This is a genomic window from Actinomadura litoris (assembly GCF_009733595.1).
In the GTDB taxonomy this organism is placed as follows: Bacteria; Actinomycetota; Actinomycetes; order Streptosporangiales; family Streptosporangiaceae; genus Spirillospora; species Spirillospora litoris.
Map to the genome: position 1 here is coordinate 25,294 of NZ_WOFH01000018.1, position 21,504 is coordinate 46,797.

25 protein-coding genes are annotated in these 21,504 nt (G+C 73.5%); 14 read left to right on the top strand and 11 right to left on the bottom strand.

Annotated features, from left to right (window positions below):
• Window positions 1-4: 4 nt before the first annotated feature.
• Both GNZ18_RS36420 and GNZ18_RS36425 read right to left on the bottom strand, forming a co-directional pair.
• Window positions 5-1,147, bottom strand: a complete 1,143-nt coding sequence (locus tag GNZ18_RS36420) for a hypothetical protein (protein WP_156221393.1) — start codon at window positions 1,145-1,147, stop codon at window positions 5-7.
• Between the two features lie 140 nt (window positions 1,148-1,287).
• Complete coding sequence (locus GNZ18_RS36425; protein ID WP_156221395.1) at window positions 1,288-2,712, bottom strand: hypothetical protein; 1,425 nt, start codon at window positions 2,710-2,712, stop codon at window positions 1,288-1,290.
• 427 nt (window positions 2,713-3,139) lie between these two features.
• Between GNZ18_RS36425 and GNZ18_RS36430 the strand changes: the two genes are divergently transcribed.
• From GNZ18_RS36430 to GNZ18_RS36455, 6 genes are all read left to right on the top strand, one after another.
• Window positions 3,140-4,390, top strand: coding sequence for a MurT ligase domain-containing protein (locus tag GNZ18_RS36430; protein WP_156221397.1), 1,251 nt, complete (start codon window positions 3,140-3,142; stop codon window positions 4,388-4,390).
• A complete protein-coding gene (locus tag GNZ18_RS36435) occupies window positions 4,380-5,096 on the top strand; it encodes a type 1 glutamine amidotransferase (RefSeq protein ID WP_214616477.1) in 717 nt (238 codons plus the stop codon). The genes GNZ18_RS36430 and GNZ18_RS36435 overlap by 11 nt, the downstream gene beginning before the upstream one ends.
• Window positions 5,097-5,227: 131 nt before the next feature.
• Window positions 5,228-5,638, top strand: a complete 411-nt coding sequence (locus GNZ18_RS36440; protein WP_156221399.1) for a VOC family protein — start codon at window positions 5,228-5,230, stop codon at window positions 5,636-5,638.
• A complete protein-coding gene (locus GNZ18_RS36445; RefSeq protein WP_156221401.1) occupies window positions 5,635-6,174 on the top strand; it encodes a YdeI/OmpD-associated family protein in 540 nt (179 codons plus the stop codon). The genes GNZ18_RS36440 and GNZ18_RS36445 overlap by 4 nt, the downstream gene beginning before the upstream one ends.
• A 77-nt stretch (window positions 6,175-6,251) precedes the next feature.
• The gene (locus GNZ18_RS36450) at window positions 6,252-7,052 is read left to right on the top strand and encodes an NAD-dependent epimerase/dehydratase family protein (RefSeq protein WP_156221403.1); all 801 of its coding nucleotides are present in this window, start codon (window positions 6,252-6,254) and stop codon (window positions 7,050-7,052) included.
• A 107-nt stretch (window positions 7,053-7,159) separates the two neighbouring features.
• Window positions 7,160-7,810: a DUF2238 domain-containing protein gene (locus GNZ18_RS36455; protein WP_156221404.1), complete on the top strand. Its 651-nt coding sequence runs from the start codon at window positions 7,160-7,162 to the stop codon at window positions 7,808-7,810.
• A 19-nt stretch (window positions 7,811-7,829) separates the two neighbouring features.
• On the opposite strand, the gene GNZ18_RS36460 is transcribed toward GNZ18_RS36455, so the two are convergent.
• Window positions 7,830-8,192: a DsrE family protein gene (locus tag GNZ18_RS36460; protein ID WP_156221406.1), complete on the bottom strand. Its 363-nt coding sequence runs from the start codon at window positions 8,190-8,192 to the stop codon at window positions 7,830-7,832.
• Between the two features lie 200 nt (window positions 8,193-8,392).
• Here GNZ18_RS36460 and GNZ18_RS36465 point away from each other — a divergent pair, with 200 nt between their 5' ends.
• The 4 genes from GNZ18_RS36465 to GNZ18_RS36480 all read left to right on the top strand — a co-directional run bounded on the left by GNZ18_RS36465 (window position 8,393) and on the right by GNZ18_RS36480 (window position 11,239).
• Window positions 8,393-8,878 (top strand): heme-binding beta-barrel domain-containing protein, encoded by a 486-nt coding sequence (locus tag GNZ18_RS36465; RefSeq protein WP_156221408.1) that lies wholly within the window; start codon window positions 8,393-8,395, stop codon window positions 8,876-8,878.
• Between the two features lie 319 nt (window positions 8,879-9,197).
• Entirely contained in the window at window positions 9,198-9,614 is a 417-nt protein-coding gene (locus GNZ18_RS36470) for a Fur family transcriptional regulator (RefSeq protein ID WP_156221409.1), read from the top strand.
• A gap of 48 nt (window positions 9,615-9,662) precedes the next feature.
• The gene (ygfZ, locus tag GNZ18_RS36475; protein WP_156221411.1) at window positions 9,663-10,646 is read left to right on the top strand and encodes a CAF17-like 4Fe-4S cluster assembly/insertion protein YgfZ; all 984 of its coding nucleotides are present in this window, start codon (window positions 9,663-9,665) and stop codon (window positions 10,644-10,646) included.
• A 95-nt stretch (window positions 10,647-10,741) separates the two neighbouring features.
• Window positions 10,742-11,239, top strand: coding sequence for a hypothetical protein (locus GNZ18_RS36480; RefSeq protein WP_216651560.1), 498 nt, complete (start codon window positions 10,742-10,744; stop codon window positions 11,237-11,239).
• A 12-nt stretch (window positions 11,240-11,251) separates the two neighbouring features.
• Here the strand turns inward: GNZ18_RS36480 and dtd are convergent, their stop codons facing one another.
• On the bottom strand, window positions 11,252-11,677 hold the full coding sequence (gene dtd / locus GNZ18_RS36485; RefSeq protein WP_156221413.1) for a D-aminoacyl-tRNA deacylase: 426 nt from the start codon (window positions 11,675-11,677) through the stop codon (window positions 11,252-11,254).
• 20 nt (window positions 11,678-11,697) lie between these two features.
• On the opposite strand from dtd, the gene GNZ18_RS36490 reads away from it, so the two are divergent.
• Both GNZ18_RS36490 and GNZ18_RS36495 read left to right on the top strand, forming a co-directional pair.
• On the top strand, window positions 11,698-12,525 hold the full coding sequence (locus tag GNZ18_RS36490) for a beta-keto acid cleavage family enzyme (RefSeq protein ID WP_156221414.1): 828 nt from the start codon (window positions 11,698-11,700) through the stop codon (window positions 12,523-12,525).
• A gap of 26 nt (window positions 12,526-12,551) precedes the next feature.
• Window positions 12,552-13,517 carry an asparaginase gene (locus GNZ18_RS36495; RefSeq protein WP_156221417.1) on the top strand — a complete coding sequence of 322 codons (966 nt, stop codon included), beginning with the start codon at window positions 12,552-12,554 and terminating at the stop codon, window positions 13,515-13,517.
• A 48-nt stretch (window positions 13,518-13,565) separates the two neighbouring features.
• On the opposite strand, the gene GNZ18_RS36500 is transcribed toward GNZ18_RS36495, so the two are convergent.
• Window positions 13,566-14,732, bottom strand: coding sequence for an erythromycin esterase family protein (locus GNZ18_RS36500; protein ID WP_156221420.1), 1,167 nt, complete (start codon window positions 14,730-14,732; stop codon window positions 13,566-13,568).
• Window positions 14,733-14,822: 90 nt separating this feature from the next.
• On the opposite strand from GNZ18_RS36500, the gene GNZ18_RS36505 reads away from it, so the two are divergent.
• Window positions 14,823-15,506, top strand: a complete 684-nt coding sequence (locus GNZ18_RS36505; RefSeq protein WP_156221422.1) for a TioE family transcriptional regulator — start codon at window positions 14,823-14,825, stop codon at window positions 15,504-15,506.
• Between the two features lie 24 nt (window positions 15,507-15,530).
• Complete coding sequence (locus GNZ18_RS36510; RefSeq protein ID WP_156221424.1) at window positions 15,531-16,124, top strand: O-methyltransferase; 594 nt, start codon at window positions 15,531-15,533, stop codon at window positions 16,122-16,124.
• Here the strand turns inward: GNZ18_RS36510 and GNZ18_RS36515 are convergent, their stop codons facing one another.
• The 6 genes from GNZ18_RS36515 to GNZ18_RS36540 all read right to left on the bottom strand — a co-directional run bounded on the left by GNZ18_RS36515 (window position 16,125) and on the right by GNZ18_RS36540 (window position 21,453).
• Window positions 16,125-16,640, bottom strand: coding sequence for a VOC family protein (locus GNZ18_RS36515; RefSeq protein ID WP_156221426.1), 516 nt, complete (start codon window positions 16,638-16,640; stop codon window positions 16,125-16,127). It lies immediately after the preceding gene.
• Between the two features lie 75 nt (window positions 16,641-16,715).
• On the bottom strand, window positions 16,716-16,997 hold the full coding sequence (locus tag GNZ18_RS36520) for a hypothetical protein (protein WP_156221428.1): 282 nt from the start codon (window positions 16,995-16,997) through the stop codon (window positions 16,716-16,718).
• Between the two features lie 124 nt (window positions 16,998-17,121).
• The gene (locus tag GNZ18_RS36525) at window positions 17,122-18,387 is read right to left on the bottom strand and encodes a CynX/NimT family MFS transporter (protein WP_246251138.1); all 1,266 of its coding nucleotides are present in this window, start codon (window positions 18,385-18,387) and stop codon (window positions 17,122-17,124) included.
• On the bottom strand, window positions 18,387-19,127 hold the full coding sequence (locus GNZ18_RS36530; RefSeq protein ID WP_216651561.1) for a FadR/GntR family transcriptional regulator: 741 nt from the start codon (window positions 19,125-19,127) through the stop codon (window positions 18,387-18,389). The genes GNZ18_RS36525 and GNZ18_RS36530 overlap by 1 nt, the downstream gene beginning before the upstream one ends.
• Before the next feature lie 156 nt (window positions 19,128-19,283).
• Entirely contained in the window at window positions 19,284-19,652 is a 369-nt protein-coding gene (locus GNZ18_RS36535) for a hypothetical protein (protein WP_156221432.1), read from the bottom strand.
• Between the two features lie 76 nt (window positions 19,653-19,728).
• Window positions 19,729-21,453, bottom strand: coding sequence for a DUF2207 domain-containing protein (locus GNZ18_RS36540; RefSeq protein WP_156221434.1), 1,725 nt, complete (start codon window positions 21,451-21,453; stop codon window positions 19,729-19,731).
• Window positions 21,454-21,504: the final 51 nt, after the last annotated feature.

A 21,504-nucleotide genomic window follows, 5' to 3' on the forward strand; every position in this document is an offset into this window, starting at 1 on the left:
CCGGTCAGATCACCGACTCGCTGCGCGGGTCGAGGCCGACCTTCTCGGCGTTGGGCGTCCACAGCCGGATGAACTCGGTCTTGGCGTCGCTGGCCTGCTGGTTGATGCCCGCGACCTCGTCGTCGGACGGGCAGCCGGGCGCCGCGTCGAGGTAGCGCTGGTTGGACTCGACCGACGCCTCCAGCGCGCGGACCAGCGCCTCCTTCATCGCCTCGCCCTCCAGGAGCGCGCCCACCTCCAGCGCCTTCGCCTTGCCGAGCTGCTCCTGCCGCTGGTCGCGGATGCGCTCCAGGCCCGCCGTGCCGCAGCCCGCCGCCACCACCGAGCCGAGGTCGGTGCGCGTGCCGGACATCTCCTTCAGCAGCCCGTCCACCTCCTCGGCCTCCGCGTCGAGGTCGCCCTCGGCGGCCGGGGGGCTGGTCGTCGCGTCGGGGGTGCCCGGGGTCTCGGGGGTGACGCCGGGGCTCTGCTGCGAGCCCGCGTTGGCCGCCGGGGGCGAGGACGAGCCGTCCGGCCACAGGACGATCGCGAGCGCGATCCCCGCCAGCAGCACGACGCCCGCCGCGATCAGCAGGTACGGCGCCTTGCTCCTCCTGGGCGGCGGCGGGGGCCGCCAGATCTGCGGCTCCGCCCACGGCTCGGGCGACGCCCAGGGCTCGGGCGACAGCGGGATCGACGTCTCCCCGGACGGCGGCATGTGCAACGTGTGGTCGGGCGGCCCGGACGCGCCCGGGGGACCCGGCGCGCCGGGGGGACCGGCCGGACCCTGCGGCCACGGGGCGGGCCCCTGCGCCTGCTCGCCCCAGAGCGGCGACGCCCACGGCGGCGCCATCGGCTCGTTCTCCCGCGGGGGGACGCCGCCCCACTCTCCCGGGGCCTGCTCGTCGTCCCTCGCGGTCGCATCATGCGCGAACGGGTTGCGCCGGCGCGGCTCGAACAGGTTGCCGTGCGGCGCCGGATCGCCCGGTACCGGGTCGCCCGCCGCCGGATCGCCCGGCGGGGGGCCGCCGGTCGGAGGCCCGCCGGGCGGGGGTCCGCCGGGCGGGGGCCCGCCGGTGGCGGCGTCGTAGGCCCCGCCGAAGGTCGCCGTCTCGTCGTCGCCGGACGCCTCGTCCAGCGGGGCGTTGCACCGGGTGCACCGGGGCAACGCCGCCGTGGTGTCGCTGCCACAGCCCGGACACCGCATACCGACCCCTTAGCCGTCAGGTTCGCCGGTGGCCAAGATAACGCGCCGTCCCCGAGCGTGGACGCCCCGGCGCCAGTCGCAACGCGGTCGTGATCGGCGGATCAGACCCGCTGCCAGCTCCGCTGCGGCTGTCCGGTGGCCTTCGCCACCGGGTTCCAGGCGATGACGAACTGCCGCTTGGCGCGGGTGGCGCGGCGTTCCCCGGCGGCGCGGCCGGGGACGTGCGCCGCGTCCGGGCGCGGCTTGCCCTTGCACTTGGCCTGGTTCCGCTGTGCCCACTGGAGCAGCACCTGGTCGACCTGGAGGGAGGCCAGCAGCGCCTGGTTCAGCGACCCGCGCAGCCGCTCGCCGTTCCTCAGCTTGTCGAGCTTGAGGTTCTTGGTGCGCCGGAGCTGGTTCTGGCGGCGCTGCGCGACGGTCTGGAACCCCTGGATCGCCTGCGGCAGCTCCTTGCAGGTGCCGGCCCGGCCGAGCGCCCCCGCGAGGACGCGGCGGGTGTCGACGCTGGCGTCCAGCACCGCGTTCATCGCGGCCGCCTGCTCCCGCGCCGCGCTCGGGATCTTGTTGGTCTGCGCGACCTTGCTGTTGGCGGGCGTCGGCGTGCCGCCCGCCGAGGGCGCCTTGTCATCGCCCGAGGGCCACATGACGAACGCGACGGCCCCGACCGCGACCGTCACCAGCGCGGAGACCACGACGATGAGCGGCTTGCTCGTCCCGCCCCCGGACCGCGTCGGGCCCTGGCCCGGGTAGCCCGCGTACGGGGGCTCGCCCGGCCCCATCGGCGGCGCCCCCATAGGCGGCGGCCCCATGGGCGCGCCCATCTGGGCGCCCATGGGCGCCGCGCCGGGGTTGAAGTCGAGGCGCGTCCCGTCGCCGAGGCCCGGCCCGCCGGGGTGGCCCATCGGGGCGATCTGGGTGGCGCCGTTCGCGTCCATCATCGTCGGCTGCGGCTGGACGGGCGGCTGCGCGCCCCATCCCTGGTCGGCGGGCGCGGGCTGCGGCGCGTACACCTGCGTCGCGTCCGCCTCCACCGGCTGGGGCTTGCGCGGCTGCGCGAACCACGACTCCGGGACGATCGACTGCGGCCCGGACGGCTCGGGTTCGGGCGCGTGCAGCTCGGCCCACGTGGGCACCGGCGCCGGTGCCGGTGCCGGTGCCGGCGCGGGCGCGACGGTGTCGTAGGCGCCGCTGTCGGCGTCGGGGTCGAACGCCCACGGCGAGGTCGACTCGGAGTCGACGGCCTCCGGCGCCCCGGGGCCCTGCTGCGCGGGCGGCGCGGGCGGCTGGAGGGGCGGGGCCGCCGGCGGGGTCTCCGGCGCCCACGCCGGTGGCGGCGCCTGCGTCGGTGCTTGCGTCGGCGCCTGCGTCGGGGGCGGCACCATCAACGTCTTGTCGCCCAGCGCGCCGGCGGTCGGCGCCGCCAGCGGAGCGGCCGGGCCGACCGAGTACACGTCGATCGGCGCCTCGCAGTTCGAACACTTGCCGAGCGTCCCGGGCGTGTTGGAACCGCACGTCGGACACTGCATCGCTCAGACCTCGCCTTGTCGCCGCTTCGTCCACGCTTGCGATCCCGGTCCGCCCTCGCGGCGGACAGCTTCCCCGCAAACCGCAGGGCTCCCGACAAAAGTAGTGGGTGACGTCGATCCAGGACGCGTGGATGGGAATCTGGCTCACCGCAGTCGGGGTCGCACCGAATCACGACACCTCGCCGAAGGTCAAGATTGCCGGGAGTGGTTTACACGATCCGCTGTGATGCTCATCGCATTGCCGGGTGCCGCGCGGTCTTCCGTCCATCTTCCGACCCACTTCCATTCCCTTCCCGTCCCCTTCCCGTCCACGGCGCGTCAAAGGCGGTCCACGGAGCGTCGGGCGTCACGGCTCCGCGCGCGTGCGGACCGTCCAGCGGCTAGGCTCGGAGCGGTTTCCCCGGCGCATCCAGAGAAGACGGAGTCAATGAGCGATCTTCCGCTGCGTTCGCAGCTGGCCGTCGCGCTCGGTCGTACGGCCGCCAAGATGTCCCGCATCGCGGGCCGTGGGGACGGTTCGGTGATCGGCGGGCGCATCGGGCTGCGCCTCGACCCCGAGCTGCTGACCAGGCTCGCGAAGGACCGCAAGCTCGTCCTCGTCAGCGCCACCAACGGCAAGACGACGACGACCCGGCTGATCACCTCGGCGATGACGCCGCTCGGCGAGGTCGCGACCAACGCGTTCGGCGCGAACATGCCGACCGGGCACGTGTCCGCGCTGGCGTCCGCCCCGACCGCCCGGTACGGCGTGCTGGAGTGCGACGAGAAGTACGTCCCGATGGTGCTGGCCGAGACCGGCGCGAACATCGTCGCGCTGATGAACCTCAGCCGCGACCAGATGGACCGTGCCGCCGAGATCTGGCTGCTGGCGGGCAAGTGGCGGCGCGCCCTGGAGGCGTCCCCGAACAGCCACGTCATCGCCAACTGCGACGACCCGCTGGTCACCTGGGGCGCGTCCACGGCCAAGAGCGTGACGTGGGTCGCCGCCGGGCAGCACTGGCGCGAGGACTCCTGGTGCTGCCCCGAGTGCGGCGGCCCCCTCGACCGCCAGGACACCGGCGAGGACAGCGACTGGCGCTGCCGCCAGTGCCACTTCGCCCGGCCGCGTCCCGACTGGGCGCTGCACGGCGACCTGATCACCGCCCCCGACGGCCGGACGTTCGGCCTCACCGGGCTGTCGCTGCCCGGCCGCGCGAACCGCTCCAACGCCCTGATCGCGCTCGCGGTCGTCGCCCAGTTCGGCGTTCCGCCCGAGCAGGCGCTGCCGCTGCTGTCGCAGGTCACCTCGGTCGCGGGCCGCTACACCACGGTCGAGCACGAGGGCCGCAGCATCCGCCTGCTGCTGTCGAAGAACCCGGCGGGCTGGCTGGAGGCGTTCGACGTCCTGCAGCCGCCGCCCGGCCCGGTGGCCCTGTCGATCAACGCGCAGGGGCCCGACGGCCGCGACACGTCCTGGCTCTGGGACGTCGACTACCGCATCCTGCGCGGCCGCCCGGTCTGGGTCGCGGGCGAGCGCCGCATCGACCTCGCCGCCCGGCTGGAGGCCGCCGAGGTCGCCTTCACGCTCGTCGACGACATCGACCAGGCCGTGATGGCCGTCCCGCCCGGCCATCTCGACGTGATCGCCAACTACACCGCCTTCCAGAACATCCGAACGAGGTACGGCCGTGTCGTCTGACCGCATCAAGATCGTCTGGATCTACCCCGACCTCCTCAGCACCTACGGGGACCAGGGCAACACGATCGTCCTGGAGCGCCGCGCCGCGCTGCGCGGCATCCCGACCGAGACCGTCAACATGCGCTCGGACGAGCCCGTCCCGCAGGACGGCGACATCTACCTCCTCGGCGGCGGCGAGGACCGCCCGCAGATCCTCGCGGCGCAGCGGCTGCGCAACGACGGCGGCCTCCAGTACGCGGCGCAGCGCGGGGCGGTCATCTTCGCGGTCTGCGCGGGCTTCCAGATCCTCGGGCACGAGTTCGGCGGCGAGGAGGGGCAGCCCGTCCCCGGGCTCGGCATCCTCGACATCCACTCCGGCCGCGGCCAGACCCGCGCCGTCGGCGAGGTCGTCGGCGACGTCTCCGCCGAGCTGAACGTCCCGCGCATCACCGGCTTCGAGAACCACCAGGGCGCCACCAGCATCGGCCCCGGCGCCAAGCCCCTCGCCAAGGTCATCTCCGGGATCGGCAACGGCGACGGCAGCGGCTTCGAGGGCGCCTACGCGGGCCGCGTGCTCGGCACCTACATGCACGGGCCGGCGCTCGTCCGCAACCCGGGCCTGGCCGACCTCATCCTCACCTGGGCCGTCGGGCGGCAGCTCCCGCCCATCGACGACTCCTGGGCGGGCCGCCTCCGCGAGGAGCGGCTCAACGCCGTCCTGACCTGATCCCGCCCTCCCCGGCCGTGGACGCGAACCCGCGTCCACGGCCTTTTTGCGCGCCCATGTCCCAGTAGGACATTCGCTGACCTATTGGGCCCCTAACGTGGTGGTCAACGGCACGACGAGAGGGAGAACCGATGCTGCGAGGACCCGCCACCACCAACTTCTGGGCGGACGACCTGGACGCCGCCAAGCGCTGGTACACCGAGTTCCTGGGATTCGAGCCGTACTTCAGCCGCTCCGGGCCGGACGGACGCCCCGCCTACTACGAGTTCCGCGTCGGGGACAACGAGCACGAGCTGGGCCTGATCGACGGGCGCTTCGCGCCGCCCGGCAGATCGGCCTCCGAGCCGGGCGGGGCCCTCATGTACTGGCACGTCGACGACCTTGAGGGGACGCTGGAGAAGCTGCTGTCCATGGGGGCGGCGGAGTACCAGCCGATCACCGAGCGCGGGGAGGGGTTCGTCACCGCGTCCGTGGTCGACCCGTTCGGGAACGTCCTCGGCATCATGTACAACCGGCACTACCTGGACGTGGTGGGACGATGATGGACTTCGCGGACGCCGCCGCGTTCGAGGCGTGGCTGGCCGACCACCACGGCGACGAGGGCGGCGTGTGGCTGCGGATCGCCAAGAAGGGATCGCCCTCCGGCTCGATCACCATCGGGGAGGCGCTGGACGTCGCGCTCTGCTACGGCTGGATCGACAGCCAGCGCAGGTCCCTCGACGAGCACGGCTACCTCCAGCGGTACTCGCGACGGCGCAAGGGGGGCGCGTGGTCGCGGGTCAACGTCGAGAAGGCCGAGGCGCTGATCGCGGCGGGCCGGATGCGCCCGCCCGGCCAGGCCGAGATCGACACCGCGAAGGCCGACGGGCGCTGGGACGCGGCGTACGCGCGGCAGCGCGACGTGGCCGTCCCGGCCGATCTGCTCGCGGCGCTGGAGGCGTCCCCGCGGGCCGCCGCCCGGTTCGAGGCGCTCGGCAAGACCGGCCGGTACCAACTGATCCTCCCGCTGCTGAAGACGAGGACCGCCGCCGGGCGCGCGGCGCGCATCGAGAGGACGGTCGCCGACCTGTCCGCCTGACCCGCCCTGAGGCGCCGGCTTCGCCTGCGGTCATACTGTCGGGCGGACATGCCACACGGAGCAGGGGCGTAATGACGATGAGCGCGGAACGGATTCTCATCACCGGCGCGGCGGGACTGATCGGGTCGTTCCTGCGGCCGAGGCTCGCCCGGCCGGGCCGGACCCTCCGCCTGCTGGACATCGCCGACATGGGGGAGGCGGGAGCGGGCGAGGAGCATCTGCGGGCCTCCGTGACCGACCTGGCCGCGCTGGAGCGGGCCTGCGAGGGCGTGGACGCCGTCGTCCACCTCGGCGGGCTCGCGTCCGAGGCGCCGTGGAACGACATCGCCGACGTGAACATCAACGGCACCTACAACATCTACGAGGCCGCCCGCCGGACCGGCGTGGGCCGGGTGGTGTTCGCGTCGAGCAACCATGCCGCGGGCTTCCATCCGTCCGACGAAGCACCGGCCCCCGACTACCTGTTCCCCGCCCCCGACACCTACTACGGCGTCAGCAAGGTGACCGGCGAGGCCCTCGGCAGCCTCTACCACAGCCGCTACGGGCTCGACGTCATCGCGATCCGGATCCTCACCTGCAACGAGCGTCCGCCCGACCTGCGCTCCCTGGCGACCTGGCTCTCGCCCGGCGACGCGGCGCGGTTGTTCGAGGCGGGCCTTTCCGCGCCGAGCCCCGGTTTCCGGGTGGTGTGGGGCGTGTCCGCGAACACCCGGGGATGGTTCTCCCTCGACGAGGCCCGCGCGATCGGATACGAACCGCAGGACGACGCCGAACCCTACGCGGCGGAACTGACCGAGCGCTTCGGGACCCTCGATCCGGAGTCGCCGGACGCGCGCTGGCTCGGCGGCCGTTTCTGCGGCCCCGACTTCGGCGTCTGAGGGCCGGCGGCGGGGTCGTCCCCGGTCGAGGCCCCGTACGGGCACTCAGGGGGATCTGAGTATCCGCGCCGATGCCGGCGGGCCGCCCGGCCGGAGAGGGTACGGGCATGGACACCCCACGGTGGCGGCCGCCCGCCCTTCTCGCGAAGGCCGCCCTGGCCGCGCTGCTCGCCCTCGCCCTCGTGTTCCCCGAATGGGACCGGTTCGCCGACAAGGCGATGGACGTCCGGGCGTTCACCTACCCGGGCGCCGTCATGGTGGTCGCACTGATCTGGCTGCTGCGGGGGCGCGGCCGCGGGACGCCCTTTCCGTGGGACATCGACCTGCTGGTGACGGCGCCGTTCCTGATCGACGTCGCGGGCAACGCCGCCGACCTCTATGACACCGTCGAGGGGTTCGACGACTTCTGCCACTACGCGAACTGGGCGCTCCTGGGCGCCGCGGCGGGGGTCGCCCTGCACCGATGGGCCTCCCTGAGGCCCTGGGCCATCGCCGTGTCCTGCGCGGGGATGGGCGCCATCGCCGCGATCCTCTGGGAGTTCTTCGAGTACTGGGTCTTCATCCTGGACACCCCGGAGACCGTCACCATCTACCGCGACACCATCGGCGACCTGATGCTGGGGCTGGCGGGCGCCACCACGGCGGGCCTCGCCGCCGCGGCGGTCGCCGTCCGCTCCCGCCCGCGCGTCCGCCGGAACGCCTCCGACCGGCGTCCGGCGCCGTCCGTCGCCGAACTCGACCGCGTCACCCGGCCCTGATCGGCGCGGAGGGGCCCGATCAGTAGACGAGGGCCTGCACGCCGTCCGCCGTGATCTCCTCGACGAAGGTCGGCGCACCGGCGATGCGGACGCCCGGGAGCACGTCGTCAGGCCCGATGTCGCGGCGGGCGGCGCACTGCGTGCACAGGGTCACCCGCCCGGCGGAGAGGATCACGGCGAGCAGGTCCTCCAGCGGGGTGGCGTGCGCGAGCGTGAACTCCGCCGCGCGGCCCGGGAGCGAGAACCACGCCGACTCCCCGGTCAGCCACAGCGAGACGGGCACCCCGCTCGCCACCGCCGCCGCCGCGACCGTGAACGCCTGGTTGCACCGCTCCGGCGCGTCCGCCCCCGCCGTCACCTTGATCACCAGAGGTCTCGCCATACGAAAACTCTAGCCGGGCTGTAGCATCCGTGCCGTGGGCGGCATGGTGAACGCGGGAGTCCTGGTCGTCGTGCTCGCGCTGGTGGCGGTGTCGGCCGTGCTGCTGGTGGTCAAGCTCGGCCGGTTGAAGTAGCCCGCGCCGGAGGCGGGGACGGCGGGCGCGTCCCCTCGCCCGCGCCGCGCCGCTACGCTCGGTCCCCATGGAGCCTGAGCTGCACCCCGACCTTGAGCCTCTGAAGTTCCTGCTGGGCACGTGGGAGGGCGCCGGTGTCGGTGGCTATCCCACGATCGAAAACTTCAACTTCGGCCAGGAGATGTCCTTCACCCACAACGGAAAGCCTTTCCTGATCTACGCGAGCCGCACCTGGATGATCGAGAAGGACGGCACGCTCGGGCGCCCGCTCGGCACCGAGACGGGCTACTGGCGGCCGCGTCCCGACCACCAGGTCGAGGTGACGCTCGCCCACCCGACCGGCATCGTCGAGATCTACGTCGGCAACGTCGCGTTCAACCGCGTCGAGCTCCAGACCGACGTCGTCGCCCGGACGGAGTCGGCCAAGGAGGTCACCGGCGGCACCCGCCTCTACGGCCTCATCGGGGAGGACCTCGGGTGGGCCTACGACATGGCGGCGATGGGCCAGAAGCTCCAGTCGCACCTGTCGGCCCAGCTGAAGCGCGTCGCCTGAGCGAGCAGGGCGCCGGGCGGCCTGGAGAAATGAGCGATCCCCGGACCTTCCCGCATGGGCGGGGCGACGGACAGGACTGGTCCATCGGTCCGGGGATCGGGTAACTGCCTGGGATTCGCCGGTCACCGTCGCGACCGGTTGCCGCCGCCGGGGGCGGCGGCGCCGAGGCGGAACGGCGACTAGCGGACAGCCACCTCGCGAGTCCTAGAATCAATCATTTTCTTGGACCACCTCCTTTCGCGCGTACCGGCACGTTATGTGAGCCGCCGCGAGGAGGCAAGCGAGTTTCCGGCGATCTCTTCCGGCATACACTCGACCCATGGTCGAGTCGTGGCAGGAGGAGCTGCGGGCGAAGGGATACCGGGTCACGCCGCAGCGCCAGTTGGTGCTGGAGGCGGTCACCAACCTTGAGCACGGGACTCCCGAGGAGATCTGCACCGAGGTGCAGCGCACCGCCCGGGGCGTGAACATCTCCACCGTCTACCGGACGCTGGAGCTGCTGGAGGGGCTCGGGCTCGTCAAGCACGCCCATCTCGGGCACGGCCCGCCCAACTACCACCTGGCGGCCGACGCCGAGCACATCCACCTGGTCTGCCGCGAGTGCCAGACGGTCGAGGACGTCGACCCGCGCGCGGCGGCGGGCCTGGCGGGGGGCCTGGAGCGCGACTTCGGCTTCGAGACCGACGTCCACCACCTCACCGTCTACGGGCGGTGCAAGGACTGCCGCGCGACGTAGTCGGCACCGGAGCGCGCAACCGCGGGGCGGGCGCATAACCTGGGAATCATGGAGAGCCCGCTGTTGCAGTCGCCCGGTGCCGTCCCCGCCGACGCGCCCGACCAGGAGGTCGCCGCCCACTACGGGGAGCCCTCGCAGGAGCAACGCGCGTTGGAGGCCGGGACGGCGTTCGTCGACCGGAGCAACCGCGGCGTCGTGCGGGTCTCCGGGCCCGACCGGCTGAGCTGGCTGCACAGCCTCCTGAGCCAGCGGCTGGACGGGCTGAAGCCGTATGAGCCCACCGAGGCGCTGCTGCTCAGCCCGAACGGGCACATCGAGCACCATCTGCACGTCATCGACGACGGCGAGGCCGTCTGGGCCCACGTGGAACCGGGCGACGCCCCGTCCCTGGTGGAGTTCCTGGACAAGATGCGGTTCATGCTCCGCGTGGAGGTCGAGGACGTCTCGGCGGAGTACGCCGTCATCACCGGGCCGCCGCGGGGCAAGGGCCTGGCGTGGCCCGACGTGTCGGGGACGGAGACCCGGATCGTCCCCCGCGCGGACGGCTTCCCCGCCGACCTGCGTCCCGCCGGCATCTGGGCCTACGAGGCGCTCCGGATCGCCGCGTACCGGCCCCGGTTCGGCCTCGACACCGACCACCGCACGATCCCGCACGAGGTCGGGCTCGTCGAGACGGCGGTGCACCTCAGCAAGGGCTGCTACCGGGGGCAGGAGACCGTGGCCCGCGTCCACAACCTGGGCCGGCCGCCGCGCCGCCTCGTCTTCCTCCACCTGGACGGCAGCGTGGACCGGCTGCCCGCCAAGGGCGACCCCGTCGACATCCCCGGCGGCCGGACGGTCGGCGCCGTCGGCTCCGCCGCGCGGCACCACGAGCTGGGCCCGGTCGCGCTGGCGCTCGTGAAGCGGAACGTCCCCGTCACCGACGAGCTGCTGGCGGGCGGCATCGCCGCGGCCCAGGAGGTCGTGGTGGCGCCGGACACGGGCGCGAACGCGCAGATCGATCTTCGGCGCCGTCCGGCGAGCCGCGCATGACGGTGAACCTGGCGTAAAACCGCGATCTTCCGGGCAAATCATCAGAAGCTGATGATTTCTGCCGGGCCACCGGCCGGGGAAGGTGGATTCCTACGATGGTCGCGAACCTGGGGAGGACGCCGCCCCCAACGCAGCCCCCGAACCAGCCCCCGAACCAGACCCCGACGCAGCCCCCGCCCGCCAGGCGCGGAACCCGGCGCCGCCGCCGGCGGGAGTCGGCCCTCGTGTGGTGGGGCGTGTTCGCGGTCTTCGCCGTCGCCGCCTGGATGCTGGGATCGTGGCCCGTCGCGCTCCTCGGCCTGCTCGCGTGGTGCCTGTACCAGTTCATGCTCGTCCCGACGTTCTGCCGGGTGAGGACGCGGGAGGGGCACTACTGCACGGAGCGGGCCCGGGGCAGGCTGTTCGCATGCGGACCGAGCCACCAGCAGGCGAAGGTGGACGCGCTCTGGAAGCTGGTCGGGCTCCGCAACCCGTTCCGGGCCGGGTCGACGGACACCGCGAAGATCAGCCTGGAACCGGCCGACCGCGTCCTCGTCCTGCTGGCCGCCGCGGGGACGGTCGTGACCCTGATCGGAATGGTCTACGGCTTCTGAGTCACCCGCCGGTCACATGTCCACGACGAGCGTGATCGGACCGTCGTTGACCAGGGCGACCTTCATGTCCGCCCCGAAGACCCCGGTCGCGACCTCGGCGCCCAGTGTCCGCAGCCCGGCGACGACCGCGTCCACCAGCGGCTCGGCGACATGCCCGGGCGCGGCGGCGACCCAGGTGGGGCGGCGGCCCTTGCGCGCGTCCCCGTAGAGCGTGAACTGGCTCACCACCAGGAGCGGCGCGTCCACGTCCGAGCACGACTTCTCGCCGTCGAGGATCCGCAGGCCCCACAGCTTCGCGGCCATCCTCCGGGCCTTCTCCGCGTCGTCGTCGTGGGTGACGCCCAGGAGCACCATGAGGCCCGGCCCCTCGATCTCCCCGGTGACACGACCGTCGACGGACACGCTCGCCTGGCTCACCCGCTGGACTACGGCACGCATGACCATGCATTCTGCCCCCTATGGGAGCAACGACGCTCATCACGGTGGCGCCCACGGGCGCGGAGTCCGCGAAGGCGGACGTCCCGGCCCTGCCCGTCACCCTGGATGAACTGGTCCAGACGGCGAAGGAGTGCGAGGCGGCGGGAGCGGCCGTCGTCCACGTGCACATCCGCGACGACGACGCGCGGCCCACGCTCGACCCGTCCCGCCTGCGGGACACGGTGCAGGCGCTGCGGGAGGGCACGGGGCTCATCGTCCAGCTCTCCACGGGCGGCGCGGTCACCGACCCCTACGAGGACCGCCTCCGCGTCCTGGACGCCGAACCCGACATGTGCTCGCTCACCTGCGGGACGGTCAACTTCGGCGCGGACGTGTTCATGAACCCCTGGCCGTTCATGACCGAGCTGTACGAGCGCACCCAGGCGATGGAGGTCGTCCCGGAGTTCGAGCTGTTCGACCTCGGACAGGTCGCCGCCCTCCACCGCCTCCTGGACAGGCACGGCCCGCCCTACGGCGGGCACGTCCACTGCGACCTCGTCATGGGCGTTCCGGGCGGCATGCCGGGCGACACCCGCACCCTCGTCGCCGCCGTCGAGGCCCTCCCGGAGGGCGCGACCTGGTCGGCCACGGGGGTGGGCCGCACGACCCTGCCCGTCCTGCTCGCCGCCCTGTCCGCCGGGGGCCACCTCCGCGTCGGCATGGAGGACACGATCACCTACGCGAAGGGCCGCCCGGTCACGGCCAACGTCGAACTGGTGGAACGCGCCGCGTCGGCGGCCCACCTGGCGCAACGCCCGCCGATGCCGCCCGCCGAGGCCCGCGCGCTCCTGGCCGTGAAACGGCGCTAGCGGTGCTTGCGACGAGTGGGGGCGCGATGCGGGGCAATCCGGTGCTGGTCGAGGTGGAGCGGTCCGGGTTCGTGGAGTCACGGCACCGCGGCGCCGCGATCGGCCTGGCGGCGGACGGCTCGGCGGCCGTCCGCGCCGGGACGCCCGAGGAGCCGATCTTCCCCCGCTCGGCCAACAAGCCGATGCAGGCGGTCGCCATGCTCCGCTCCGGCCTCGACCTGGACGGCGAACTCCTCGCCCTGGCCGCGGGCAGCCATTCCGGCGAGGACTTCCACGTCGCGGGCGCCGAGAAGATCCTCGCCGGCGTGGGCCTCGGCGCCGCGGACCTGCGCTGCCCCGAACAGTGGCCCATCGACCTGGAGGTCGCGCGGACGGCCGGCGGCCCGTCCCGGCTCCGGATGAACTGCTCCGGCAAGCACGCCGCCATGCTCGCCACCTGCGCGGTGTCCGGCTGGCCCACGGCCTCCTACCTCGACCCGTCCCATCCGCTGCAACGCGCCGTCCGCGCGACCGTCGAGTCCCTCTCCGGCGAACGCCCCGTCGCGGTCGGCGTCGACGGCTGCGGCGCCCCGCTGTTCGCGATCTCCACGTCCGCCGTCGCCAGGGCGTTCCGCGCCCTCGTCCTGGCCGAGCCGGGCACCCCCGAGCGCCGCGTCGCCGACGCCATGCGCGCCCATCCCCGATGGACCTCGGGCACCCGCCGCGAGGAGCGCCGCCTGATGGACGCCGTCCCCGGCCTCCTCGTCAAATGCGGCGCCGAGGGCGTGGACGCCTTCGCCCACGCCGACGGCCGCGCCGGAGCCGTCAAGATCGACGACGGCGCCATGCGCGCCCGCACCCCCGTGACGACCGCCCTGCTCAGAGCCCTGAGGATCGACACCGCCCCGGACGTCGACGCCGCGGCCCTGGACGAACTCGCCACGGTCCCGCTCCACGGCGGCGACGCGGTGGTGGGCACGATCCGCCCGGCCCCCGACGTCTTCACGCCGTAGCCGCTCAGGCGCCGGGGGCGGCGATCGTCGTCTTCGCCTCGCCCCCCGTCAGCCGGGTCCGGTCAGATCGGCGGCGCGTTTGAGGAAGACGATGCCGTCGATCAGATCGAGCCGGGTCGGGTCGAGGGGGAAATAGGCGAAGTCGTGGGAGACGCGCGGGGAGGGCGACGGGAGGGTCTCCGCGAGGCGGCGGGCGTCGACGAGCGAGCGGTCCCAGGGGAGCGTGGACAGGGCGCCCTCGACGGTGCCGGGCGGCGGGGCGTCCTCGCCGGCCGTCCCGAAGGCCGAGGCCAGGAACGCGTAGCGGTCGCCCAGGTGCGTCGCGGTGATCGCGCCCGCGCTCCACCACTCCAGCTCCTGGTCACCGAAGGACATGCGGCTTCTGCCGCGTTGCAGGTGGAGGTTGTGGCTGAAGACCAGGGCCGGGCCCCGCTCGGCGACGGCACGGAGGTTGGCGGCCATCATCGCGTCGCGCAGCGCCGACAGCCGGGGCCACCGGACGGGGGACGTGTCCGCCATCCAGTAGTGGTAGCGGAGCAGGCCGGTGGCGGTGCGGCCGTACAGGGCCGCCCGCTCCCGGTCGTCCGCGCTCAGTTGGGGTGCCTGCGTTTCGAGCAGCGCGACCAGGTCGTCGGCGATCAGGCGCAGCCGCCGGGCCTCGGGGGACCGGCCGATCGACCGGGACGGGTCCATGGCCGTGGCCTCGTTCGACCACCGCTCGTCCGGGCCGAGCAGCGCGTCGAGGGTTTCGCGGGTGCAGGGGAGGGGGCCGTCGAGGAGGTCGTGGAGGGCGGTGATCGCCTGGCGCGGGCTCGCCGCCCAGTACTCCAGGGGGCCGTCGAAGCCGAAGAACCGGAGCTTCTCGTCGTGCTCCCGGTTGTAGGCGCGCATCCAGCGCACGAGTTCGCGGTTGGCCGGTGACGCGCCGAAGCCGTGGCTGAAACCGCGCTCCATGACGTCGTCGAGCCCGCCCGCGCCCGTCGCGATGTGGTCGTCCACGACGAGGCCCCTGAGGCAGTCGCTCTCGATCGCGAACGCCCGGTAGCCCTCGTGCTCGACCAGGTGCCGGAAGAGTTCGTTGCGCACCTCGCCCAGCTCTCCCACGAAGTGCCTGGCCTCGCCCAGGCCGAGCAGCACGGGACGGGCGGGGAGCGAGCGGAGGAACGTCGAGATGCCGGTGCCGTCGAGCGGGCCGGCCGTGTCCTGGATACCCATGCCTTCGACGGTATCGTTGAACTTTCAGTGTAAACTTTGCTCTCAAAGGATGCGGGACGGTGCGGTGAAGCCTCAAACAGCGGTGCATCCATGAGGCCGGTGGACCTGGCCCGGGAGCACGGTCTTTCCACCCAGGCCGTGCGGAACTACGAGGACGCCGGGATCCTGCCCGCCGCCGGACGCAGCGTCCACGGCTACCGCACCTACCGGCCGCCGCACGCGCAGGCCCTGCGCGCGTTCCTCGCCCTCCTGCCGGGGCACGGGCACCGGACGGCCACGTCGATCATGCGGGCGGTCAACCGGGGCGCCGTCGAGGACGCGTTGCGCCTCATCGACCAGAGCCACGGCCAGCTCCTCGACGACCGCGCCACCCTCCAGGCCGTGGAGGCCGCGCTGCGCGATCTGGCGCCCGTGCCGCCGGAGGACGGCGGCACCTTCATCGGCCCGCTGGCCAGGCGGCTCGGCCTCCGCCCCGCCACGCTGCGCAAATGGGAGAACGCCGGGCTGGTCCGGCCGGGCCGCGACCCCCGGACGGGCTACCGGGTCTACAGCGCGGCCGACGTCCGCGACGTCCGGCTGGCCCACCAGCTGAGGCGGGGCGGCTACCTGCTGGAGCAGATCGCGCCGCTGATCGAGCAGGTCCGCTCCGCCGGGGGCGTCGCCCCGCTGGAGGCGGCCCTGCGCGACTGGCAGGCCCGGCTGTCCGCCCGGGGGCGCGCCATGCTCAGGGGCGCCGCCGAACTGGACGCCTACCTCGGCGTCCGCGAGCCTTGAGGCCGGAGTTCCGAGGAGGTCGGAGTGGAGGAGTTTCCCGCATTGGTGACGCGCGCGTTCGAGCTCGCGCGGGCGGCGGGGTTCGCGCTCACCAGGGAGGACGCGGGAGCCGGTGCGTCGTCCGCCTGCCTGCCCGGCGTCGGCCGCTTTCTGGCGGTGCTGGCGGCCGGGTGCGTCGGCGGGCGTATCGCCGAACTCGGGACGGGCACGGGCGTCGGGGCCGCGTGGATCGCGGACGCCATGCCCGCCGACTGCACGCTCGTCACCGTGGAGGTCGAGGAGCGCTTCGCCGCCGTGGCCCGCGAACTGCTGTCCGGCGACGCGCGCGTCGAGGTCCTCACCGGCGAGGCCGCCGACGTCGTGCCCGCGCGCGGGCCGTTCGACCTCGTGTTCAGCGACGCCGGTGCCCACGGCGTCGACCCGGTGGGCCTGCTGCGGATCGGCGGGCGCGTCGTCATGGACGACCTGACGCCGAGGGCGGCGCTTCCGCCCGGCTCGCCGCTGCTCGCCGACGACCCCAAGCGCCGGGCGTTCTTCGGCGACCGGCGGCTCGTCTCGACCGAGGTCGTCCTCCCCGACCTGCGGAACTCGCTGCTGGTCGGGACCAGGGCGCGCTAGTCAGGCCGGGGCGCCGGCGCTCCGGGGCGCGGGCAGGGCGGGGCCCAGGCTCGACTGGACGTAGGTCATCGCCTCGGCGTACCTCGGGTCCTGCGCCCGTGCCGCGATCTCGTCGGGGGTCGGTTCGGCGAGGCGCTGCTGGATCCACCAGAGGTTGCCGAGCGGGTCGCGCACCCGGCCGACCTTGTCGCCCCAGAACAGCTCGGTCGGCTCGGTCACCACGGTGGCTCCGGCGCCCACCGCCCGCCGGACGACCGCGTCCGCGTCGTCCACGAAAAGGCGCAGCAGGCCCGGGGTCTCGATGGCGAACGGCGAGTCGAACATCATCACGATCGAGTCGCCGATGCGCGCTTCGGCGTGGCCGATGACGCCGTCGCCCACGTCGAGGCGGCTGAGTTCCTCCGCGCCGAACGCCTCGGTGATGAAGTCGATGAGCCCGGCGGTGTCCTTGGTGACGATCCACGGGGTGACCGTGGTGTAGCCGTCGGGGACCGGGGTGGGGCGCGGTGTCGTCATGGCGGCACTCCTTCGCGTGTGAGGCGGTCGGTCGACCTCACGCTATCAGAACGGAATGCTCTATTCCATAACGCCCTAGGAGGGCTCGTCGTTGTACTTCGCCTCACCCGGCGGGTAGCTGTGCGAGTAGATTCCGGGCGTATAGACGTAGTAGCCGCCCTGTTCGCCGCCCCGGTGGTTGTCCTGGTCGTTGCGGCGGCTCGGGTTCACCTTCCTGGACGAGGCCTCGACGGTCAGGGCCAGCCAGCTCAGCAGGGCCACCGAGGCGAGCACCGGGATCAGCCACGCCCACGGCATCGCGCCGTGGGGAGCGGTGTTGGCCAGATCCGACGACCCGGCCAGGACGGTTGCGAGCATGCCGTCCACCTCCTCGTGGGTTACATGCCCGTTGCCAGGGACGATATGGGGGCAAACGCCGATCAATCGCGACGTCCCCCCGGCGGAGACCGTGCCGAGGGGACGTCGTGGCGACCGCTTGACCTCAGTTGAGCGCGGGCGAGGCGTCGGAGGTCTCGGGGGAGGGGGCGGCGCCGATCGTCCGGTTCCGTCCGGCGGCGGCGCCGGGGACGACCATGACCGTCGCGACCGCCAGGACGACCATCATTGGAACGGTCCATCCAGCGGTGGCGTCGTGCAGCGCGCCGACCGCGAGCGGGCCGAGCGCCGCGATAACATAGCCGGTGCCCTGCGCCATCCCGGACAGCTGCGCCGCGACCCGCGCGTCGTGGGCCCGCAGCCCGATGAACGAGAGCGCGGTGGCGAAGCCGAGGCCCTGCCCGAAGCCGAGGACGACCGTCCAGCCCCAGACCGAGCCGATCGGCGCCCAGGTGATGCCCGCGAACCCCACGAAGCTCAGCACGGCCGTCGCGATCACGAGCGGACGCTGGTCGCGGGACCGCCGTTCCAGGAGCGGGACCGACAGCGACCCGAGCGCCTGCACCGCCGCCGACAGCGCCAGCACGTAGCCGGCGGGGACCTCGCCCATGCCGCGGTCCTGGCAGATCGTCGGTAGCCAGCCGAGCACCACGTAGGCGAGCAGCGACTGGAGGCCCATGAAGAACGTGACCTGCCACGCCAGGCCCGACCGCCACACCCGGGACGCAGCGCCGCGCGCCACCGGGGCGGCGGGGGCCGACCGCGCCGCGCGCGCCGACCTCAGCGCCCGCGGCAGCCAGATCGCGCCCGCGACCGCGGTCGGGACCACCAGCAGCCCGAGCGGCAGCCGCCAGGACGCGTCGAAGGCGTTCTCGACGGGCACCGCGAGCCCGGACGCCAGGCACGCCCCGACCGTGATCGCCACCGTGTAGACCGAGGTCACGACCGTGATCGAGGCGGGGTGGTCGCGCTTGATGATCGCCGGCATCGCGATGTTGCCGACGCTGATCGCGATTCCGGCGACCAGCGACCCGGCGAACAGCGCGAACGTCGCGTCCACCAGCCGCAGCAGCAGGCCGACGAGGAGCAGCCCCATCGCGGTGACCAGGAGCGTCTCGCTGCGCGGCGGGCGCCGCAGGAACGGGGCGAGCAGGCCGTAGGAGCCGAAGAAGACCAGCGGCAGGGTCGTGAGCGCCCCGGCCGCCGTCCCGGAGAGGTGGAAGGCGTCGCGGATCTCGGTCAGCAGCGGCCCGACCGCCGCCAGCGCCGGACGCAGGTTGACGGCGACGATGACGATCAGCACGAGCTGCCCGACCACCACGCCGCGTCCCGCGGCCGCGTGCTCGGGGCCGGTCTCGGGTCGGCCCGCCATCATCGCCCTTCCTCGGTGCCGTCCGGCCGGCGGGGCCCGCCCGCCGCCGCGGACCCCTCCTCGCGGGGGACGAGGGTCTCCAGGACGGCCAGCGCCGGTTCCACCACCGCCGCGGCGGCCTCACCGGCGGCGACGGGGTCGCGGGCGATGATCGCGTCCAGGACGGCCCGGTGCCGCGCCGGGCCCGCCTCCGGCACCTCCTGGTCGAGGCGGAGCGCCCGCATCGACTCCTGGAGGCGGTCGATGAAGAACCGCATCGCCTCGATCAGGACGGGATTGCGCGTCGCCTCCGCCACGCCGAGGTGGAAGAGCGCGTCGGCGGCGCCGAACGCGTCGGCCTCGGTGGCCTCGTCGCGGGCGCGCAGGAGCTCTTCGAGCCGGACGAGGTCGGCGTCGGTGCGGCGCCGGGCGGCCAGCCGGGCGGCCTGGACGTCGTAGGCGAGCTGCATCTCGAAGACGTCCCGGAGGTTGGCCCGCGCGACGCGGCGCAGGAGGGGGCGCGGGTTCGCGCTGCTGCGCACGTAGGTGCCGTAGCCGCGCCGCACCTCCAGGACGCCGACGTGGGTCAGCGCCCGGATCGCCTCCCGGACCGCCGGCCGGCTCACCCCGAGCTGGGCCGCCAGGTCCACCTCGCCCGGGATGCGGCCGCCCACCGGCCAGGAGCCCTCGCTGACCTGGGCTTGGAGCTGGTCGAGGACGGCGTCGACGGTCGACCCGCCCGGAACTGGATGAAGAACCACAAGAGCCTCTCTCAGTAAGACGTCAGACATCTTACTTCCGCGAAGATCGCGGGAAAACGTGTCGGTGATCACGCGGACGGCGGACGGCGCCCGCCGGACCGAGGGGTGCGGGGGAGGTGAGTGCGCTCCGGTCCGGCGGGCGCCGTGTCGAGGGGGTCAGCGGCGGCGTAGCAGGGGGTGCCGGCGGCGTTTCCTGCGAGACGACGCGCGCCGCCGCTCCGGTTCCGCCTCACGCCGTGCCCGCTCGCGTTCGGCGGCGAGCGCGGCGGCGCGGCCCGCGGCGGCCTCGCGTTCGGGTTCGGTGGGGGCGGCGTCGCGGCGGGTCCGCTGGGCCGGGCTGCCCTCGATGATCCCGCCGGTCACCGCGCCCCGGTGCGGAAGTCCCGGGTCCTTGCCCCGGGGGCGTTTCCGCTCGCGTGCGGCGGTCAGCGTGAGCGTGAGCCAGACGGCCAGCGCGGCGAACACGATGATCGGCCCGAACACCCACAGGCGGGCGTCCCCCACCATGCCTGTGTCGGCGAGCATGCGGCGCCACCTCCTCGCCACCACGCTCTACCCGGCACACGGATCCCAACCCTCCGCGCCCCGCCGGGGCGGCGGCTCAGAAGCCGCGCGACTGCGAGATGGAGCCGGACGTCGTCAGCGTGAACGCGCGCATCGACTCGGCGAACTTCGACAGGTCCCACTCGGCGGGGCCCTCGTACCAGTACAGGTTGTCCGCGCCCTGCCGCCCCGCGTCCTTGACGGTCTCGGACCACTTCGCGACGACGTCGAACACGACCGCGTAGGGGAGGAAGCGCGAGTACAGCGCGATGCGCTGCCGGGACGCGTCGCCCTCGGGGAGGACGCCCCGCTCCAGGAAGGCGCGGAAGCCGATGGTGTGCGCGAGCACGGTGGCGCCGCGCGCGGTCTTGGCGGGCATGTACTGGCCGCCGTAGGCGAGCGCGGCCCCGGCGATGACCAGGGCGAGCCCGGCGAGGGCCCATTCGGTGGTGAGGGCGAGCGCGACGGTGCCGGCGACGCCGAGGACGGTCACGACGATCCCGGCGACCGTCCACCGGGACCGGACGGTGTCGGGCCGCCGCGCGAACCAGCCCTGCTTCACGACATCGTCGTACATCGCGGAGCGCACCTGGGCCAGCCGCGTCGCGAACGTACCGCCGAGCTGCGACAGCTTCACCGAGTCGCGCCCGCTGCCGTCGGGCGCGGTGAGGAGGGCGTCGAGCAGGATCCGCTCGTAGGGGAGCAGGTCGACGACGGGGCGGTCGAGGCGGCGCAGCGTCCAGTCCAGGCGTCCGGTGGCGGCGCGGTCCTCCTCCTCGATCAGCAGGTAGCCGCGGACGGCGAGGTCCACGATCGTGGCGGTGACGTCGATGACGTCGGCCTGCTCGTCGATCAGCGTGCCGATCTGGCCGGGGCGGACGCCGTCCGGCGGCTCGAACTCCGCCCCCGACACCGGCGGCTGGTCGCCCTCGGCGGCCTTCTTGCCGACGACGCGGGCGTCGCGGCCGCGCAGCAGGTACAGCGCCGCGAGGCCGCCGCCGAGCAGGACGAGCAGGCCGAGCAGCGCGCCGCCGGTGACGGCGTTGACCGAGAACGCGGTCGCGACGTTGTGCCGGCGCTCGTAGAGGGCGGTGCCGCCGGTGGTCCCGGCGGGGAAGCCCGCGACGACCGTGAGGGACTCCCCGGACAGCATCCGCTGCTGGCTGAAGATCCCTTCGGTCCGCGTGTGGTTCGTGTAGAACTGCGTGCAGCCGATCGTGCTCCCGGGCGGGCCCGCGAAGCAGTTGACGTTGTTGATCGTCGCGCCGCCGGTGACGGTCGCGCGCGCCTCGTCCACGGGGACGCTCCAGCCGCCGACGGCGGGCCAGCGCAGCTCCTCGACCGAGTCCATGCGGGCGATCGCGCCGCGCAGCCCGTACTCCAGGACGACGGTCCGCTCGCCGGTGAGGGACGTCCCGCCGCCGACCTTGACGATGGTCCGGGTGCCGCTCTCGGACGTGTGGACCTTCGTCGGCCCGCCGTTGGGGCTGGAGGCGCGCAGGCCCTCGATCCTGTAGACGCGGTCCTCGGTGACGCTGTCGTGGTCGCGGGTGACGAACGTCCGCTTGAAGCCCTTGCTGCCCGCGAAGCGGTAGACGATCGTCTCCTTCACGCGGGTCAGGCCGCCCTTGCCCGCGGTGAGGACCACCTCGTCCTTGAGGACCCGCTCCGACGCGGCGGTCCCCGCGGCCGCGGGGGCGCTCGCGGTCAGCGGGACGAGGACGGCGGCCGTCAAGATCAGGACCGCCGGTCGCAGACGACACAACGCCGCATGAGCAGACATGGGCGCAAATAGTATCGGGAACGCGTGCGATGATTCTTCGCTATGGCAGGT

Bases quoted from the DNA above. Each gene is read 5' to 3' on its own strand.
- GNZ18_RS36515 (WP_156221426.1), bottom strand. From the start codon at position 16,640: ATGACGACACCGCGCCCCACCCCGGTCCCCGACGGCTACACCACGGTC.
- GNZ18_RS36490 (WP_156221414.1), top strand. From the start codon at position 11,698: ATGGGAGCAACGACGCTCATCACGGTGGCGCCCACGGGCGCGGAGTCC.
- GNZ18_RS36450 (WP_156221403.1), top strand. From the start codon at position 6,252: ATGAGCGCGGAACGGATTCTCATCACCGGCGCGGCGGGACTGATCGGG.
- GNZ18_RS36460 (WP_156221406.1), bottom strand. From the start codon at position 8,192: ATGGCGAGACCTCTGGTGATCAAGGTGACGGCGGGGGCGGACGCGCCG.
- GNZ18_RS36445 (WP_156221401.1), top strand. From the start codon at position 5,635: ATGATGGACTTCGCGGACGCCGCCGCGTTCGAGGCGTGGCTGGCCGAC.
- GNZ18_RS36505 (WP_156221422.1), top strand. From the start codon at position 14,823: ATGAGGCCGGTGGACCTGGCCCGGGAGCACGGTCTTTCCACCCAGGCC.
- GNZ18_RS36540 (WP_156221434.1), bottom strand. From the start codon at position 21,453: ATGTCTGCTCATGCGGCGTTGTGTCGTCTGCGACCGGCGGTCCTGATC.
- dtd (WP_156221413.1), bottom strand. From the start codon at position 11,677: ATGCGTGCCGTAGTCCAGCGGGTGAGCCAGGCGAGCGTGTCCGTCGAC.
- GNZ18_RS36470 (WP_156221409.1), top strand. From the start codon at position 9,198: ATGGTCGAGTCGTGGCAGGAGGAGCTGCGGGCGAAGGGATACCGGGTC.
- GNZ18_RS36430 (WP_156221397.1), top strand. From the start codon at position 3,140: ATGAGCGATCTTCCGCTGCGTTCGCAGCTGGCCGTCGCGCTCGGTCGT.
- GNZ18_RS36455 (WP_156221404.1), top strand. From the start codon at position 7,160: ATGGACACCCCACGGTGGCGGCCGCCCGCCCTTCTCGCGAAGGCCGCC.
- GNZ18_RS36520 (WP_156221428.1), bottom strand. From the start codon at position 16,997: ATGCTCGCAACCGTCCTGGCCGGGTCGTCGGATCTGGCCAACACCGCT.
- GNZ18_RS36525 (WP_246251138.1), bottom strand. From the start codon at position 18,387: ATGGCGGGCCGACCCGAGACCGGCCCCGAGCACGCGGCCGCGGGACGC.
- GNZ18_RS36465 (WP_156221408.1), top strand. From the start codon at position 8,393: ATGGAGCCTGAGCTGCACCCCGACCTTGAGCCTCTGAAGTTCCTGCTG.
- ygfZ (WP_156221411.1), top strand. From the start codon at position 9,663: ATGGAGAGCCCGCTGTTGCAGTCGCCCGGTGCCGTCCCCGCCGACGCG.
- GNZ18_RS36500 (WP_156221420.1), bottom strand. From the start codon at position 14,732: ATGGGTATCCAGGACACGGCCGGCCCGCTCGACGGCACCGGCATCTCG.
- GNZ18_RS36440 (WP_156221399.1), top strand. From the start codon at position 5,228: ATGCTGCGAGGACCCGCCACCACCAACTTCTGGGCGGACGACCTGGAC.
- GNZ18_RS36535 (WP_156221432.1), bottom strand. From the start codon at position 19,652: ATGCTCGCCGACACAGGCATGGTGGGGGACGCCCGCCTGTGGGTGTTC.
- GNZ18_RS36425 (WP_156221395.1), bottom strand. From the start codon at position 2,712: ATGCAGTGTCCGACGTGCGGTTCCAACACGCCCGGGACGCTCGGCAAG.
- GNZ18_RS36480 (WP_216651560.1), top strand. From the start codon at position 10,742: ATGGTCGCGAACCTGGGGAGGACGCCGCCCCCAACGCAGCCCCCGAAC.
- GNZ18_RS36495 (WP_156221417.1), top strand. From the start codon at position 12,552: ATGCGGGGCAATCCGGTGCTGGTCGAGGTGGAGCGGTCCGGGTTCGTG.